The organism is Streptomyces sp. 35G-GA-8 (assembly GCF_023534745.1).
Taxonomy (GTDB): domain Bacteria; phylum Actinomycetota; class Actinomycetes; order Streptomycetales; family Streptomycetaceae; genus Streptomyces.
Genome location: NZ_JAMHJQ010000002.1, coordinates 506,842 through 521,637, shown reverse-complemented (window position 1 = coordinate 521,637; position 14,796 = coordinate 506,842). Strand labels below are relative to the sequence as shown.

At 66.8% G+C, this 14,796-nt stretch carries 24 protein-coding genes; 23 read left to right on the top strand and 1 reads right to left on the bottom strand.

What is annotated here, in order from left to right:
* Positions 1-43: 43 nt before the first annotated feature.
* The gene (pstS, locus tag M1203_RS05525; RefSeq protein ID WP_249948336.1) at positions 44-2,314 is read right to left on the bottom strand and encodes a phosphate ABC transporter substrate-binding protein PstS; all 2,271 of its coding nucleotides are present in this window, start codon (positions 2,312-2,314) and stop codon (positions 44-46) included.
* Positions 2,315-2,878: 564 nt separating this feature from the next.
* Here pstS and rpsJ point away from each other — a divergent pair.
* From rpsJ to M1203_RS05410, 23 genes are all read left to right on the top strand, one after another.
* Positions 2,879-3,187: a 30S ribosomal protein S10 gene (gene rpsJ, locus M1203_RS05520; RefSeq protein WP_003948644.1), complete on the top strand. Its 309-nt coding sequence runs from the start codon at positions 2,879-2,881 to the stop codon at positions 3,185-3,187.
* A 14-nt stretch (positions 3,188-3,201) separates the two neighbouring features.
* Entirely contained in the window at positions 3,202-3,846 is a 645-nt protein-coding gene (gene rplC, locus M1203_RS05515; protein WP_249948335.1) for a 50S ribosomal protein L3, read from the top strand.
* An 8-nt stretch (positions 3,847-3,854) separates the two neighbouring features.
* Positions 3,855-4,508, top strand: coding sequence for a 50S ribosomal protein L4 (gene rplD, locus M1203_RS05510; protein ID WP_249948334.1), 654 nt, complete (start codon positions 3,855-3,857; stop codon positions 4,506-4,508).
* Positions 4,508-4,825, top strand: a complete 318-nt coding sequence (rplW, locus tag M1203_RS05505) for a 50S ribosomal protein L23 (protein ID WP_249948333.1) — start codon at positions 4,508-4,510, stop codon at positions 4,823-4,825. Before rplD ends, rplW begins: the two co-directional genes overlap by 1 nt.
* 50 nt (positions 4,826-4,875) lie before the next feature.
* Positions 4,876-5,712, top strand: a complete 837-nt coding sequence (rplB, locus tag M1203_RS05500; protein WP_129770859.1) for a 50S ribosomal protein L2 — start codon at positions 4,876-4,878, stop codon at positions 5,710-5,712.
* A 12-nt stretch (positions 5,713-5,724) separates the two neighbouring features.
* Entirely contained in the window at positions 5,725-6,006 is a 282-nt protein-coding gene (gene rpsS / locus M1203_RS05495; RefSeq protein WP_030351437.1) for a 30S ribosomal protein S19, read from the top strand.
* A gap of 40 nt (positions 6,007-6,046) precedes the next feature.
* Positions 6,047-6,394: a 50S ribosomal protein L22 gene (gene rplV, locus M1203_RS05490; RefSeq protein WP_004571827.1), complete on the top strand. Its 348-nt coding sequence runs from the start codon at positions 6,047-6,049 to the stop codon at positions 6,392-6,394.
* A complete protein-coding gene (gene rpsC, locus M1203_RS05485; protein ID WP_030351439.1) occupies positions 6,394-7,242 on the top strand; it encodes a 30S ribosomal protein S3 in 849 nt (282 codons plus the stop codon). Before rplV ends, rpsC begins: the two co-directional genes overlap by 1 nt.
* A 5-nt stretch (positions 7,243-7,247) precedes the next feature.
* Positions 7,248-7,667 (top strand): 50S ribosomal protein L16, encoded by a 420-nt coding sequence (gene rplP, locus M1203_RS05480; protein WP_072485538.1) that lies wholly within the window; start codon positions 7,248-7,250, stop codon positions 7,665-7,667.
* The gene (rpmC, locus tag M1203_RS05475; protein WP_249948332.1) at positions 7,667-7,891 is read left to right on the top strand and encodes a 50S ribosomal protein L29; all 225 of its coding nucleotides are present in this window, start codon (positions 7,667-7,669) and stop codon (positions 7,889-7,891) included. Before rplP ends, rpmC begins: the two co-directional genes overlap by 1 nt.
* Entirely contained in the window at positions 7,891-8,181 is a 291-nt protein-coding gene (gene rpsQ, locus M1203_RS05470; RefSeq protein WP_249948331.1) for a 30S ribosomal protein S17, read from the top strand. The genes rpmC and rpsQ overlap by 1 nt, the downstream gene beginning before the upstream one ends.
* A gap of 122 nt (positions 8,182-8,303) precedes the next feature.
* A complete protein-coding gene (gene rplN / locus M1203_RS05465; RefSeq protein WP_003974257.1) occupies positions 8,304-8,672 on the top strand; it encodes a 50S ribosomal protein L14 in 369 nt (122 codons plus the stop codon).
* Positions 8,673-8,674: 2 nt separating this feature from the next.
* Positions 8,675-8,998 (top strand): 50S ribosomal protein L24, encoded by a 324-nt coding sequence (rplX, locus tag M1203_RS05460; RefSeq protein ID WP_249948330.1) that lies wholly within the window; start codon positions 8,675-8,677, stop codon positions 8,996-8,998.
* Positions 8,998-9,558 (top strand): 50S ribosomal protein L5, encoded by a 561-nt coding sequence (rplE, locus tag M1203_RS05455; RefSeq protein WP_030351443.1) that lies wholly within the window; start codon positions 8,998-9,000, stop codon positions 9,556-9,558. Before rplX ends, rplE begins: the two co-directional genes overlap by 1 nt.
* 2 nt (positions 9,559-9,560) lie before the next feature.
* Positions 9,561-9,746, top strand: a complete 186-nt coding sequence (locus M1203_RS05450) for a type Z 30S ribosomal protein S14 (RefSeq protein ID WP_003948630.1) — start codon at positions 9,561-9,563, stop codon at positions 9,744-9,746.
* Positions 9,747-9,958: 212 nt separating this feature from the next.
* On the top strand, positions 9,959-10,357 hold the full coding sequence (gene rpsH / locus M1203_RS05445) for a 30S ribosomal protein S8 (protein WP_046504649.1): 399 nt from the start codon (positions 9,959-9,961) through the stop codon (positions 10,355-10,357).
* A gap of 21 nt (positions 10,358-10,378) precedes the next feature.
* Positions 10,379-10,918, top strand: a complete 540-nt coding sequence (gene rplF, locus M1203_RS05440) for a 50S ribosomal protein L6 (protein WP_249948329.1) — start codon at positions 10,379-10,381, stop codon at positions 10,916-10,918.
* Between the two features lie 3 nt (positions 10,919-10,921).
* Complete coding sequence (gene rplR, locus M1203_RS05435; protein WP_114659653.1) at positions 10,922-11,305, top strand: 50S ribosomal protein L18; 384 nt, start codon at positions 10,922-10,924, stop codon at positions 11,303-11,305.
* A 46-nt stretch (positions 11,306-11,351) separates the two neighbouring features.
* Complete coding sequence (gene rpsE / locus M1203_RS05430; protein WP_030351447.1) at positions 11,352-11,954, top strand: 30S ribosomal protein S5; 603 nt, start codon at positions 11,352-11,354, stop codon at positions 11,952-11,954.
* Complete coding sequence (gene rpmD / locus M1203_RS05425) at positions 11,954-12,136, top strand: 50S ribosomal protein L30 (RefSeq protein WP_066943591.1); 183 nt, start codon at positions 11,954-11,956, stop codon at positions 12,134-12,136. The genes rpsE and rpmD overlap by 1 nt, the downstream gene beginning before the upstream one ends.
* 1 nt (position 12,137) lies before the next feature.
* The gene (gene rplO, locus M1203_RS05420) at positions 12,138-12,593 is read left to right on the top strand and encodes a 50S ribosomal protein L15 (RefSeq protein WP_249948328.1); all 456 of its coding nucleotides are present in this window, start codon (positions 12,138-12,140) and stop codon (positions 12,591-12,593) included.
* Positions 12,594-12,781: 188 nt separating this feature from the next.
* Positions 12,782-14,101 carry a preprotein translocase subunit SecY gene (gene secY, locus M1203_RS05415; RefSeq protein WP_249948327.1) on the top strand — a complete coding sequence of 440 codons (1,320 nt, stop codon included), beginning with the start codon at positions 12,782-12,784 and terminating at the stop codon, positions 14,099-14,101.
* Positions 14,101-14,760, top strand: a complete 660-nt coding sequence (locus M1203_RS05410; RefSeq protein WP_249948326.1) for an adenylate kinase — start codon at positions 14,101-14,103, stop codon at positions 14,758-14,760. The genes secY and M1203_RS05410 overlap by 1 nt, the downstream gene beginning before the upstream one ends.
* The last annotated feature ends 36 nt before the right edge of the window (positions 14,761-14,796 follow it).

Genomic DNA, 14,796 nt, shown 5'->3' with positions numbered 1-14,796 from the left:
GCGCCGGGCCCTTCCGTCCGGGGAGCACGGACACGGTTCGGGCTCAGGTGATCGTACGGACGGACTCGCGGACCTTGGCGGTGAGTGCGGAGGGCAGTGGCGCGTACCCCATGCCGCTGATGGTCCGCTGCCCCTCCTCGCTGCTGGTGTAGCTCAGGAAGGACTTCAACGTACCGAGCGCGCCGGGATAGGTGCCCTTGTCGCAGACGATCTCGTAGGTCACATAGAGAAGCGGGTAGGCGCCCTCGGCCTTGGTCGTGTAGTCGAGCGCGAGGGCCAGGTCCTTGCCCGTACCGACGATCGCGGCGGTGCCCAGGCCCTCGGACGCGTTCTCCGTGGTCGCCTCGACGGGCCCCGCGGCGCCCGTACTGATCTTGACGGTAGGAAGGTTCTCGCCGCTCGCGCTCGCGTAGGACAGATCGAAGTAGCCGATCGAGCCGGCGACCTGCTTCACCTGGGCGGCGACACCGGAGGAGCCATTGGCGGACAGACCGCCGGAGCCGGGCCATCCCGTTCCGGACTCGTACGGCCACTCGGCCGGGGCCGAGGCGTTCAGGTAGTCGCTCAGCGTCCGGTTGACGACGGACTGGTCACTGCGGTGGAACGCCTGGATCGTCGTGGCGGGCAGGTTGACGCCGGGGTTCAGCTCCCTGATCGCGGCGTCGTTCCACTTCGTGATCTTCGAGTCGAAGATCTTCGCGATGGCCGGGGCGTCCAGGACGAGGTCATCCACACCGGGGACGTGGTAGGCGATGGCGATCGGGCTGCCGAGCATCGGCAGATTGATCGCCGAGCCGCCCTCGCAGACGGTCTTGGACCTGGCGGACTCGGCGGGCTTGAGCGCGGCGTCGGAGCCCGTGAAGGCGGTGGTGCCTGCCAGGAATTCGGTGATGCCGGCGCCCGAGCCGATGGGGTTGTAGTTGACCTGGGCCTCGGGACAGGTCGCCGTGTACGCCTTGATCCACGCGTCCACGGCGCTTTTCTGGGCGGACGAACCGGAGCCCAGGAGCGGCCCGCTCCTGTCGGCGCACTCGAAGGCCCTCGACGCGGAGGCGGAGGGCCCGGGCGACGACCCGGCGCCGGCTCCCGCCCCCGAGCCGGAGATGTCCTTCGATTCGGAGCCATCGGTGATCCACGCGCCGACGCGGGGCGAGAGAAAGCCGATGGCGCCGAGAAGCAGACAGCTGATCAGCAGCTTTGTCCGGTGTCTGCGCACCCAGCTCGGGTCCGAGCCCGGCGGGCGCGGAGAGATGGTGTGATTCCGCGACTCCGGTGAACCGGCGCCAGCCGTGTCGGCGATCGGGGACGGAGGCTCGGCGGGCACCGGCTCCGCGTCGGGCACCGGGTCCGCGGTGGGCGGCGGCTCGACGGTCTCCGTGTCCGCCCGGTCCACCGCGTCCGCGAGCGGCACGGGCAGCCAGAGAGCCCCCCGCAGGGGGAGAGTCACGCCACGCGGCTGCCCGCTCGTCGCATCCCGCTCCTGCGGGGCCGGATCCGGCCCCGGCCCCGACGCCACGAGCCCGGCCAGCTCATCCAGCAGTTCGGGAACCGTGGGCCGGGCCGCGGGGTCCTTCGCCAGGCACCGCGCCACCACGTCCCGTACGCGAGCGGGCAGCGCCGTCAGATCCGGCTCCTCGTGGACGACGCGATAGCCCATCGCGTGCGACGAGCCGGTGCCGAACGGTCCCTCCCCGGTGGCCGCGAAGGCCAGCACCGCGCCCAGGCAGAACACATCGGCGGCCGTTCCGACCGGCCGGCGGATGAACTGCTCGGGTGCCATGAACCCCGGCGTGCCGACGATGAGACCGGTGCTCGTGAGCGCTTCGGCGCCCGCCTCCATGGCGATCCCGAAGTCGATCACGCGCGGTCCGTCGGCGGCCAGCAGTACGTTCGAGGGTTTCAGGTCGCGGTGGATCAGCCCCGCGGCGTGGATGGCCTGGAGCGCCTCGGCCAGTCCGGCACCCAGTCCGCACACCGACCACTCGGGCAGCGTGCCGTGCCGCGCGATCGCCTCGGCGAGCGAGAGCCCGCGCACATAGAGCGTGGCCAGCCAGGGCGCCTCTCCGTGCGGGTCCGCGCCGACCACGGCGGCGGTGAACGCCCCGCTGACGGCCTGGGCCGCCGAGGCCTCGCGTGCGAACCGTTCCCGGAATCCCGGTTCGTCCGCCAACTCGGGCCGGATGACCTTCACGGCCACCTCTCGCCCGCCGGGCGAGGACCCGAGGTAGACCACGCCCATCCCGCCCGCGCCCAGCCGGCCCGTGATCCGGTACGGACCCACGTGTCGCGGGTCGCCGACCGCCAGAGCTTTCACCGAAGTCCCCACTCCCCGTGCGCCGAGGCCGACTTGACCCCCGTGAGCGTACCGACCGCGGCCGGGAAACCCAGGGGCGGTGTCACGCTGAGCGCCGTGATCGTCGCGGACCGTCGTGCCGGCACATGACCCGGGCGCGGCATGCTTGACCGATCCGAGCGTGGGGTACCCTTTCCGGCCGCGATTGGCCAGGGCTGGGGCCCCTATGGCACACTGTTCAGGTTGCTCGGTTGAGTGCCGATGCTGCGCGCCTCCCGCCGGGAGGACCGGAAGCGAGTCCCACAGTACTCGTCGTCCCAACTGCCCTTCCGGGCAGCGCTGGGGCGGACGTACGGGAATCTTCCGGGAAGCGTCAGCGGGGCTCCGGCCAGGCGCCCGGTGGCCAATCGCGATATCGCGGCCCGGCCCCGGCTCGCGGTCGTCAGGACCGTACCCCTTGGCAGGGAAAATCCTTCGGGAAATTTTCATTGGCGAGGATGCGACACGCCCGACCGCGTGGGTCGGAGCGGGGCGCGGAGCTACCGGGTTCCAGAGCGTTACGAGAGACAGGACTACGAAGCAGCCATGGCGGGACAGAAGATCCGCATCCGGCTCAAGGCCTACGACCACGAGGTCATCGACTCCTCGGCGAAGAAGATCGTCGAGACGGTGACACGTACTGGTGCGTCGGTCGCGGGCCCGGTGCCGCTGCCCACTGAGAAGAACGTGTACTGCGTCATCAAGTCGCCGCACAAGTACAAGGACTCGCGCGAGCACTTCGAGATGCGCACGCACAAGCGCCTGATCGACATCCTCGACCCGACGCCCAAGACCGTTGACTCGCTGATGCGCCTGGACCTTCCGGCCGGCGTTGACATCGAGATCAAGCTCTGAGAGGCGCGGAAGAGATGGCAAAGCAGATCAAGGGTGTCCTGGGCGAGAAGCTCGGCATGACCCAGGTCTGGGACGAGAACAACCGTGTCGTCCCGGTGACCGTCGTCAAGGCCGGGCCCTGCGTTGTTACCCAGGTCCGTACGAATGACTCCGACGGCTACGAGTCGGTCCAGATCGCCTTCGGCGAGATCGACCCGCGCAAGGTGAACAAGCCCCTCAAGGGCCACTTCGCCAAGGCCGACGTGACCCCCCGCCGCCACCTGGTGGAGCTCCGCACCTCCGACGCCGGCGAGTACACGCTCGGCCAGGAGATCACCGCCGCCACGTTCGAGTCCGGCGTCAAGGTCGACGTCACGGGCAAGAGCAAGGGCAAGGGCTTCGCCGGTGTCATGAAGCGTCACAACTTCAAGGGCCTCGGCGCCGGTCACGGCACCCAGCGCAAGCACCGCTCTCCCGGTTCCATCGGTGGCTGCGCCACCCCGGGCCGTGTGTTCAAGGGCCTCCGCATGGCGGGCCGTATGGGCAACGAGCGGGTCACCACCCAGAACCTGACCGTTCACGCCGTTGACGCGGAGAAGGGCCTGCTCCTGATCAAGGGCGCGGTTCCTGGTCCGAACGGCGGCCTCGTCCTGGTCCGTACCGCGGCCAAGGGGGCCTGAGGTAACTGATGAGCACCGTTGACATCCTTTCGCCGGCAGGCGACAAGGCCGGGACCGTCGAGCTCCCCTCGGAGATCTTCGACGCGAAGGTCAGCATTCCGCTGATCCACCAGGTCGTTGTCGCCCAGCTGGCCGCTGCCCGACAGGGCACGCACAAGACCAAGACCCGCGGCGAAGTCCGTGGCGGTGGCAAGAAGCCGTACCGCCAGAAGGGCACCGGCCGCGCCCGTCAGGGTTCGACCCGCGCTCCGCAGTTCGCCGGTGGTGGCGTCGTCCACGGCCCCGTGCCGCGTGACTACTCGCAGCGGACCCCCAAGAAGATGAAGGCCGCCGCCCTGCGCGGTGCCCTCACCGACCGGGCCCGTCACTCTCGTATCCACGTCGTCTCCGGCCTGGTCGAGGACGCGGTGTCCACCAAGGCCGCCCGGACCCTGATCGGCAAGATCAGCGAGCGCAAGAACGTGCTGCTGGTCGTCGAGAGGTCCGACGAGGCCGCGTGGCTGTCCGCCCGCAACCTGCCCCAGGTGCACATCCTGGCGCCGGGCCAGCTGAACACGTACGACGTGATCGTCTCCGACGACGTGGTCTTCACCAAGGCCGCCTTCGAGTCCTTCGTGTCTGGCCCTTCCAAGGCCGACGACAACGAGGGGAGTGAAGCCTGATGGCCGAGATCACCAGCAAGACCTTCCACGACCACCGCGACATTCTTGTGAAGCCCGTGGTGTCCGAGAAGAGCTACGCGCTGCTCGACGAGAACAAGTACACGTTCATCGTGGCGCCCACGGCCAACAAGACCCAGATCAAGCAGGCCGTGGAAGCGGTCTTCTCGGTCAAGGTCGCCGGGGTCAACACGATCAACCGCCAGGGCAAGCGCAAGCGCACCCGCACCGGTTTCGGCAAGCGCGCGAACACCAAGCGCGCCATCGTGACCCTCGCTGAGGGCGACCGTATCGACATCTTCGGCGGCCCGACCTCCTGACGGAGGTCGAGACGTCCAGGATCCGGAATTCTTCCGAGGACTGAGAGACAATGGGTATCCGCAAGTACAAGCCGACGACCCCGGGCCGTCGTGGCTCCAGCGTCGCCGACTTTGTCGAGATCACGCGGTCCACGCCGGAGAAGTCGCTGGTCCGCCCGCTGCACAGCAAGGGCGGCCGTAACAACGCCGGTCGTGTGACCGTTCGCCACCAGGGTGGTGGACACAAGCGCGCCTACCGAGTGATCGACTTCCGTCGTCACGACAAGGACGGCGTGCCGGCCAAGGTCGCGCACATCGAGTACGACCCGAACCGCACCGCGCGCATCGCGCTGCTGCACTACGCGGACGGCGAGAAGCGCTACATCATCGCGCCGCGTGGCCTCGCGCAGGGCGCGCGTGTCGAGAACGGTCCGGCCGCCGACATCAAGCCCGGCAACAACCTGGCGCTGCGCAACATCCCGGTCGGTACGACCATCCACGCCATCGAGCTGCGGCCCGGCGGCGGCGCGAAGTTCGCCCGCTCCGCGGGTGCCTCCGTGCAGCTGCTGGCGAAGGAGGGCTCCATGGCCCACCTTCGTATGCCGTCCGGTGAGATCCGGCTGGTCGACGTCCGCTGCCGCGCCACCATCGGCGAGGTCGGCAACGCCGAGCAGTCGAACATCAACTGGGGCAAGGCCGGCCGTATGCGCTGGAAGGGCGTACGCCCGACCGTCCGCGGTGTCGCGATGAACCCGGTTGACCACCCGCACGGTGGTGGTGAGGGCAAGACCTCCGGTGGACGCCACCCGGTCAGCCCGTGGGGTCAGAAGGAGGGTCGTACTCGCTCGCCGAAGAAGGCAAGCAGCAAGTACATCGTCCGCCGCCGCAAGACGAACAAGAAGCGCTAGGAGCGGGTTCAGATGCCGCGCAGTCTCAAGAAGGGGCCCTTCGTCGACGACCACCTGATCAAGAAGGTGGACGTCCAGAACGAAGCAGGCACCAAGAACGTCATCAAGACCTGGTCCCGTCGCTCGATGATCGTCCCGGCCATGCTGGGCCACACGATCGCGGTGCACAACGGCAAGATCCATGTCCCGGTGTTCGTCACCGAGTCCATGGTCGGCCACAAGCTCGGCGAGTTCTCGCCGACTCGCACCTTCCGCGGCCACGTCAAGGACGACCGGAAGTCGAAGCGCCGCTAACGCGGGGTGACTGACTATGACTTACACCGAAGGGACAACCATGGAAGCCAGGGCCCAGGCGCGGTACATCCGCGTCACGCCCATGAAGGCCCGCCGCGTGGTGGACCTCATCCGTGGCATGGATGCCACGGAGGCTCAGGCGGTCCTGCGCTTCGCCCCGCAGGCCGCGAGCGTGCCGGTCGGCAAGGTGCTTGACAGCGCCATTGCCAACGCCGCGCACAACTACGACCACACCGACGCCTCTTCGCTGGTCATCAGCGAGGCGTACGTGGACGAGGGCCCGACCCTGAAGCGGTTCCGTCCGCGTGCCCAGGGCCGTGCCTACCGGATCCGTAAGCGGACCAGCCACATCACCGTGGTCGTCAGCAGCAAGGAAGGAACCCGGTAATGGGCCAGAAGGTTAACCCGCATGGGTTCCGACTCGGTATCACCACGGACTTCAAGTCCCGTTGGTACGCCGACAAGCTGTACAAGGACTACGTCAAGGAAGACGTCGCCATTCGTCGCATGATGACGAAGGGCATGGAGCGGGCCGGCATCTCCAAGGTGGAGATCGAGCGCACCCGCGACCGCGTCCGCGTTGACATCCACACCGCACGTCCGGGCATCGTCATCGGCCGCCGCGGCGCCGAGGCCGACCGTATCCGCGGCGAGCTGGAGAAGCTGACCGGCAAGCAGGTCCAGCTGAACATCCTTGAGGTCAAGAACCCCGAGGTGGACGCTCAGCTGGTGGCCCAGGCCGTCGCCGAGCAGCTGTCCTCGCGTGTCTCCTTCCGTCGCGCCATGCGCAAGAGCATGCAGTCGACGATGAAGGCCGGCGCCAAGGGCATCAAGATCCAGTGCGGTGGCCGTCTCGGCGGCGCCGAGATGTCCCGCTCGGAGTTCTACCGCGAGGGCCGCGTGCCCCTGCACACGCTCCGTGCGAACGTCGACTACGGCTTCTTCGAGGCCAAGACGACCTTCGGCCGTATCGGTGTGAAGGTCTGGATCTACAAGGGCGACGTCAAGAACATCGCCGAGGTGCGCGCCGAGAACGCCGCGGCCCGCGCCGGCAACCGTCCGGCCCGTGGTGGTGGCAACGACCGTCCCGCCGGCCGTGGTGGCCGCGGTGGCGAGCGTGGCGGCCGTGGCCGCAAGCCGCAGCAGAACCCGGCAGCCGAGGCCCCCAAGGCCGACGCCGCCGCTGCTCCGGCCGCTGAGGCGACGTCCTCTTCTACCGGCGGAACGGAGGCCTGACCGAAATGCTGATCCCCCGTAGGGTCAAGCACCGCAAGCAGCACCACCCGAAGCGCAGCGGAATGTCCAAGGGTGGGACGCAGGTTGCGTTCGGCGAGTACGGCATCCAGGCGCTGACCCCCGCGTACGTGACGAACCGTCAGATCGAGGCCGCTCGTATCGCGATGACCCGTCACATCAAGCGTGGCGGCAAGGTCTGGATCAACATCTACCCGGACCGTCCGCTCACCAAGAAGCCTGCCGAGACCCGCATGGGTTCCGGTAAGGGTTCCCCCGAGTGGTGGATCGCGAACGTCAAGCCCGGTCGGGTGATGTTCGAGCTGTCCTACCCGAACGAGAAGATTGCGCGTGAGGCGCTTACCCGCGCTGCTCACAAGCTTCCGATGAAGTGCCGGATCGTTCGGCGCGAGGCAGGTGAGGCGTGATGGCGGCCGTGACCAAGGCGTCCGAACTGCGCGAACTGGGCGACGAGGAGCTTCTCGCGAAGCTTCGCGAGGCCAAGGAAGAGCTGTTCAATCTCCGCTTCCAGGCGGCGACGGGTCAGCTCGAAAACCACGGGCGGCTGAAGCTCGTGCGCAAGGACATCGCGCGGATCTACACCCTGATGCGTGAGCGCGAGCTGGGCATCGAGACGGTGGAGAGCGCCTGATGACTGAGAGCAACGTGACCGAGACCAACGCCACGACCGACCGCGGCTTCCGCAAGACCCGTGAGGGTCTGGTCGTCAGCGACAAGATGGACAAGACCGTCGTCGTCGCTGTCGAGGACCGTGTCAAGCACGCCCTGTACGGCAAGGTCATCCGCCGTACGAACAAGCTCAAGGCGCACGACGAGCAGAACGCCGCCGGCATCGGCGACCGCGTCCTCCTGATGGAGACCCGGCCGCTGTCCGCCACGAAGCGGTGGCGCATCGTCGAGATCCTCGAGAAGGCCAAGTAACAACCCCCTCCGAGGGGGTTTCCCCTCGGAACAGTTCCGCCAGGCTCGGTGCGGCCGTCAAGCGTAAGACGTTCTACGCTTGACGGCCCCGCCGGGAACCGGCAGACGATCAGGAGATAGACGTGATCCAGCAGGAGTCGCGACTGCGTGTCGCCGACAACACGGGTGCGAAGGAAATTCTCACCATCCGTGTTCTCGGTGGTTCGGGTCGCCGCTACGCGGGCATCGGTGACGTCATCGTCGCCACCGTCAAGGACGCGATCCCCGGTGGCAACGTGAAGAAGGGTGACGTCGTCAAGGCGGTCATCGTTCGCACCGTCAAGGAGCGCCGCCGTCCGGACGGCTCGTACATCCGCTTCGACGAGAACGCCGCCGTCATTCTGAAGAACGACGGCGACCCTCGTGGCACCCGTATCTTCGGCCCGGTGGGCCGTGAGCTGCGCGAGAAGAAGTTCATGAAGATCATCTCGCTCGCGCCGGAGGTGCTGTAAGCATGAAGATCAAGAAGGGCGACCTGGTTCAGGTCATCACCGGCAAGGACAAGGGCAAGCAGGGCAAGGTCATCGTGGCCTACCCCACGCAGGACCGTGTTCTCGTCGAGGGTGTCAACCGGGTCAAGAAGCACACCAAGGCCGGCCAGACGGCTCGCGGTTCGCAGACCGGCGGCATCGTGACCACCGAAGCCCCCATCCACGTCAGCAACGTTCAGCTGGTTGTGGAGAAGGACGGCAAGAAGGTCGTCACCCGCGTCGGCTACCGCTTTGACGACGAGGGCAACAAGATCCGCGTTGCCAAGCGGACCGGTGAGGACATCTGATGACTGCCACCACTACCGCGCCGCGTCTGAAGCTGCGCTACCGCGAGGAGATCGCCGGAAAGCTGCGTGAGGAGTTCTCGTACGAGAACGTCATGCAGATCCCCGGTCTCGTCAAGATCGTGGTCAACATGGGTGTGGGCGACGCCGCCCGCGACTCCAAGCTGATCGAGGGCGCCATCAAGGACCTCACCACGATCACCGGCCAGAAGCCGTCCGTCACCAAGGCCCGGAAGTCCATCGCGCAGTTCAAGCTGCGCGAGGGCCAGCCGATCGGTTGCCACGTCACCCTTCGCGGTGACCGCATGTGGGAGTTCCTGGACCGTACGCTGTCGCTCGCGCTGCCGCGTATCCGTGACTTCCGCGGTCTGTCCCCGAAGCAGTTCGACGGCCGTGGCAACTACACCTTCGGTCTCACGGAGCAGGTCATGTTCCACGAGATCGACCAGGACAAGATCGACCGGGTCCGGGGCATGGACATCACCGTGGTCACCACGGCGACCAACGACGACGAGGGTCGTGCCCTCCTTCGTCACCTCGGCTTCCCGTTCAAGGAGAACTGACCGTGGCGAAGAAGGCTCTGATCGCTAAGGCCGCCCGCAAGCCGAAGTTCGGTGTGCGCGGTTACACCCGCTGCCAGCGCTGCGGCCGTCCCCACTCCGTCTACCGCAAGTTCGGCCTGTGCCGTGTGTGCCTTCGCGAGATGGCCCACCGCGGCGAGCTGCCGGGCGTCACCAAGAGCTCCTGGTAGTCCTGGTTTTCCAGGACCACCCGAAGCTCTCGGTAAGCAATTGGTTGGCGGGAGCCCTCCCTCACATGCCGTAGGCTTGTGGGGTTGGGCGCCCGTCGTCCAAATCAGACTTACTACGCCGTAGGTCCCCGCACCGCACCCGTCCCGACTCTGATCGGGGAGAGGGATGGCGCATACAGGAAACCCCGGCGAGAGAGGCCGAAGGCCAATTCATGACCATGACTGATCCCATCGCAGACATGCTCACGCGTCTGCGCAACGCGAACTCGGCGTACCACGACGAAGTCGTGATGCCGCACAGCAAGATCAAGTCGCACATCGCGGAGATCCTCCAGCAGGAGGGCTTCATCACCGGCTGGAAGGTCGAGGACGCCGAGGTCGGCAAGAACCTCGTCCTGGAGCTGAAGTTCGGCCCGAACCGCGAGCGTTCGATCGCCGGCATCAAGCGCATCTCCAAGCCGGGTCTGCGTGTGTACGCGAAGTCCACCAATCTGCCGAAGGTTCTCGGCGGCCTGGGCGTGGCCATCATCTCCACGTCCCACGGTCTCCTGACCGGCCAGCAGGCCAGCAAGAAGGGCGTAGGTGGGGAAGTCCTCGCCTACGTCTGGTAGTCGGGAACGGAGGAATAGCTCATGTCGCGAATCGGCAAGCTCCCCATCCAGGTTCCCGCCGGTGTGGACGTCACCATCGATGGCCGTACGGTCGCGGTGAAGGGCCCCAAGGGCACCCTCTCGCACACCGTCGCCGCGCCGATCGAGGTCACCAAGGGCGAGGACGGCACCCTTCAGGTGCTGCGCCCGAACGACGAGCGTCAGAACAAGGCCCTGCACGGCCTGTCCCGCACGCTGGTGGCGAACATGATCACCGGCGTGACCCAGGGATACGTCAAGGCGCTCGAAATCAGCGGAGTCGGCTACCGCGTCCAGGCGAAGGGCTCCAACCTGGAGTTCGCCCTGGGCTACAGCCACCCGATCCTCATCGAGGCCCCCGAGGGCATCACCTTCAAGGTCGAGACGCCCACGAAGTTCACCGTCGAGGGCATCGACAAGCAGAAGGTCGGCGAGGTCGCCGCTAACATCCGCAAGCTGCGGAAGCCCGACCCGTACAAGGCCAAGGGCGTCAAGTACGCGGGCGAGGTCATCCGCCGCAAGGTCGGAAAGGCGGGTAAGTAAGCCATGGCATACGGTGTCAAGATTGCTAAGGGTGACGCGTACAAGCGCGCCGCCATCAAGCGTCGCCACATCCGCGTCCGCAAGCATGTCTCCGGTACGCCGGAGCGTCCTCGCCTGGTCGTGACGCGCTCCAACCGCAACATCGTCGCGCAGGTCATCGACGACATCGCGGGCCACACGCTCGCTTCGGCGTCGACCCTGGACACCTCGATCCGAGGTGGCGAGGGCGACAAGAGCGCCCAGGCACAGAAGGTCGGTGCCCTGGTGGCCGAGCGTGCCAAGGCCGCAGGCGTCGAGGCCGTCGTGTTCGACCGTGGTGGCAACAGGTACGCCGGGCGCATTGCCGCTCTGGCTGACGCCGCCCGCGAAGCCGGGCTGAAGTTCTAGCTCCCGGTTCCGGGACCAACGGACGTAACAGAGAGAGGTAAATCCAATGGCTGGACCCCAGCGCCGCGGAAGCGGTGCCGGTGGCGGCGAGCGGCGGGACCGGAAGGGTCGCGACGGTGGCGCTGCCGCCGAGAAGACCGCTTACGTTGAGCGCGTTGTCGCGATCAACCGCGTTGCCAAGGTTGTGAAGGGTGGTCGTCGCTTCAGCTTCACCGCGCTGGTCGTGGTGGGCGACGGTGACGGCACCGTGGGTGTCGGCTACGGCAAGGCCAAGGAGGTGCCGGCCGCCATCGCCAAGGGTGTTGAGGAGGCCAAGAAGCACTTCTTCAAGGTCCCCCGTATCCAGGGCACCATCCCGCACCCGATCCAGGGCGAGAAGGCCGCGGGCGTCGTCCTGCTCAAGCCGGCTTCCCCCGGTACCGGCGTGATCGCCGGTGGCCCGGTGCGTGCCGTGCTGGAGTGCGCGGGCGTGCACGACATCCTGTCGAAGTCGCTCGGCTCGGACAACGCGATCAACATCGTGCACGCGACCGTGGCGGCCCTCCAGGGCCTGCAGCGTCCCGAGGAGATCGCGGCCCGCCGCGGTCTGCCCCTTGAGGACGTCGCCCCCGCGGCTCTGCTCCGTGCGCGTGCGGGAGCGGGTGCGTAATGGCCCGTCTCAAGATCACGCAGACGAAGTCGTACATCGGCAGCAAGCAGAACCACCGCGACACCCTGCGTTCGCTCGGCCTCAAGCGGGTCAGCGACACGGTTGTCAAGGAGGATCGTCCCGAGTTCCGCGGCATGGTGCACACCGTCCGCCACCTCGTGACGGTTGAGGAGGTCGACTGACATGGCGGAGAGCAACCCGCTGAAGGTCCACAACCTCCGTCCTGCCCCGGGCGCCAAGACCGCCAAGACCCGTGTGGGTCGTGGTGAGGCGTCCAAGGGTAAGACCGCAGGTCGTGGTACCAAGGGCACCAAGGCCCGTTACCAGGTTCCGGAGCGCTTCGAGGGTGGGCAGATGCCCCTCCACATGCGTCTCCCGAAGCTCAAGGGCTTCAAGAACCCGTTCCGCACCGAGTACCAGGTCGTGAACCTGGACAGGCTCGCCGCGCTCTACCCCGAGGGCGGCGAGGTCACGGTGGCCGATCTGGTCACCAAGGGCGCGGTGCGCAAGAACAGCCTCGTCAAGGTCCTGGGCCAGGGCGAGATCTCCGTGGCGCTGCAGGTGTCGGTGGACGCCGTCTCCGGCTCCGCCAAGGAGAAGATTGCCGCCGCCGGCGGCACCGTCACCGAGCTCGTCTGAGACAACTCGATGGCCTGAACATCCGACCGGGGATGCCTCTCAAAAGGGGCATCCCCGGTTGGTCGTTCCAAGGGGGGCACTGTCGCCGGTAAGGTGGCGTGCATTGTTGCTGTATCGCTTGTTCCGTATCCGTCGATCCTCAATACCGTCACCTCTGACGCAGTAGCGCGGGGGTCGCAGGAGGCACCGTGCTCACCGCGTTCGCCCGGGCGTTCAAGACGCCCGACCTGCGCAAGAAGCTGCTCTTCACACTCGGCATCATCGTGCTGTACCGGCTCGGGGCGCATGTCCCGGTACCGGGCGTCAGTTACGAGAATGTCCAGACCTGTGTCGACGCGGCCCAGAAGGGCAACAACAGCCTGTTCGGTCTGGTGAACATGTTCAGCGGCGGGGCGCTGCTGCAGATCACGATCTTCGCGCTCGGCATCATGCCGTACATCACCGCGAGCATCATCCTGCAGCTGCTGACCGTGGTCATCCCCAGGCTGGAGGCCCTCAAGAAGGAGGGCCAGTCCGGTCAGGCGAAGATCACGCAGTACACCCGCTATCTGACGGTCGCCCTCGCCGTGCTGCAGGGCACCGGCCTGGTCGCCACCGCCCGGAGCGGCGCGCTCTTCAGCGGCTGTCCGGTCGCCTCGGAGATCGTGCCCGATCAGTCGATCTTCGTCACCGTCACCATGGTGATCACCATGACCGCGGGCACCGCCGCCGTCATGTGGCTCGGTGAGCTCATCACCGACCGCGGGATCGGCAACGGCATGTCCATCCTGATGTTCATCTCGATCGCCGCCGGCTTCCCCGGCGCGCTGTGGGCCATCAAGGAGAGCGGCACGCTCGCCAAGGGCTGGATCGAGTTCGGCACGGTCATTCTGATCGGCTTCGTGATGGTGGGCCTGGTCGTCTTCGTCGAGCAGGCGCAGCGCCGGATCCCCGTCCAGTACGCGAAGCGCATGATCGGCCGCAGGTCCTACGGCGGTACGTCCACGTACATCCCGCTGAAGGTGAATCAGGCGGGTGTGATCCCTGTCATCTTCGCCTCGTCGCTGCTCTACATCCCGGCGCTGGTCGCGCAGTTCTCCAGTGGGAACTCCGCGTGGAAGACCTGGATCGAGGCGCACTTCGTCAAGGGCGACCACCCGTATTACATCGCGACGTACTTCCTGCTGATCGTGTTCTTCGCCTTCTTCTACGTGGCCATCTCCTTCAACCCCGAAGAAGTTGCCGACAACATGAAGAAGTATGGTGGCTTCATCCCGGGTATCCGGGCAGGTCGACCTACTGCCGAGTATCTGAGCTACGTGCTCAACAGGATCACTTGGCCGGGCTCGCTGTACCTGGGTCTGATTGCTCTCGTCCCGACGATGGCGTTGGCAGGCTTCGGCGGTGCGAACCAGAACTTCCCGTTCGGCGGGACGAGCATCCTCATCATCGTGGGTGTGGGTCTGGAAACCGTGAAGCAGATCGAGAGCCAGCTTCAGCAGCGTAATTACGAAGGGTTCCTCCGCTGATGCGAATCGTCCTCGTCGGGCCGCCCGGTGCCGGCAAGGGAACGCAGGCCGCGTACCTCGCCAAGAACCTGAAGGTCCCGCACATCTCCACGGGCGACCTCTTCCGAGCCAACATCAGCCAGGGCACCACCCTCGGCAAGCTCGCGAAGTCGTACATGGACGCCGGGAACCTGGTGCCCGACGAGGTGACCATCGCGATGGCACAGGAGCGGATGGCCCAGCCGGACGCCGTCAACGGCTTTCTGCTGGACGGCTTCCCGCGCAATGTCTCGCAGGCGAAGGCGCTGGACGAGGCCCTCGCGCAGGACGGCGTGAAGCTGGACGCGGTGCTGGACCTGGAGGTCCCGGAGGACGAGGTCGTCACACGCATCGCGGGCCGCCGGGTCTGCCGCAACGACAGCGCGCATGTCTTCCATGTCACGTACAGCCCGCCGAAGACCGAGGGTGTCTGTGACATCTGCGGCGGCGAGCTGTACCAGCGGGACGACGACTCCGAGGAGACCGTGCGGACCCGGCTCGAGGTCTACCACACGCAGACCGAGCCGATCATCGACCACTACCGGGCCCAGGGTCTGGTGGTCACGATCTCCGCGCTCGGCAAGGTCACCGAAGTGACCGAGCGTGCGATGGCGGCGCTTGAGCGGGGCCGGGCCGCGTAGGTCCCAGCAGTGCAGCGGTACCAAGTACGGCCGTGG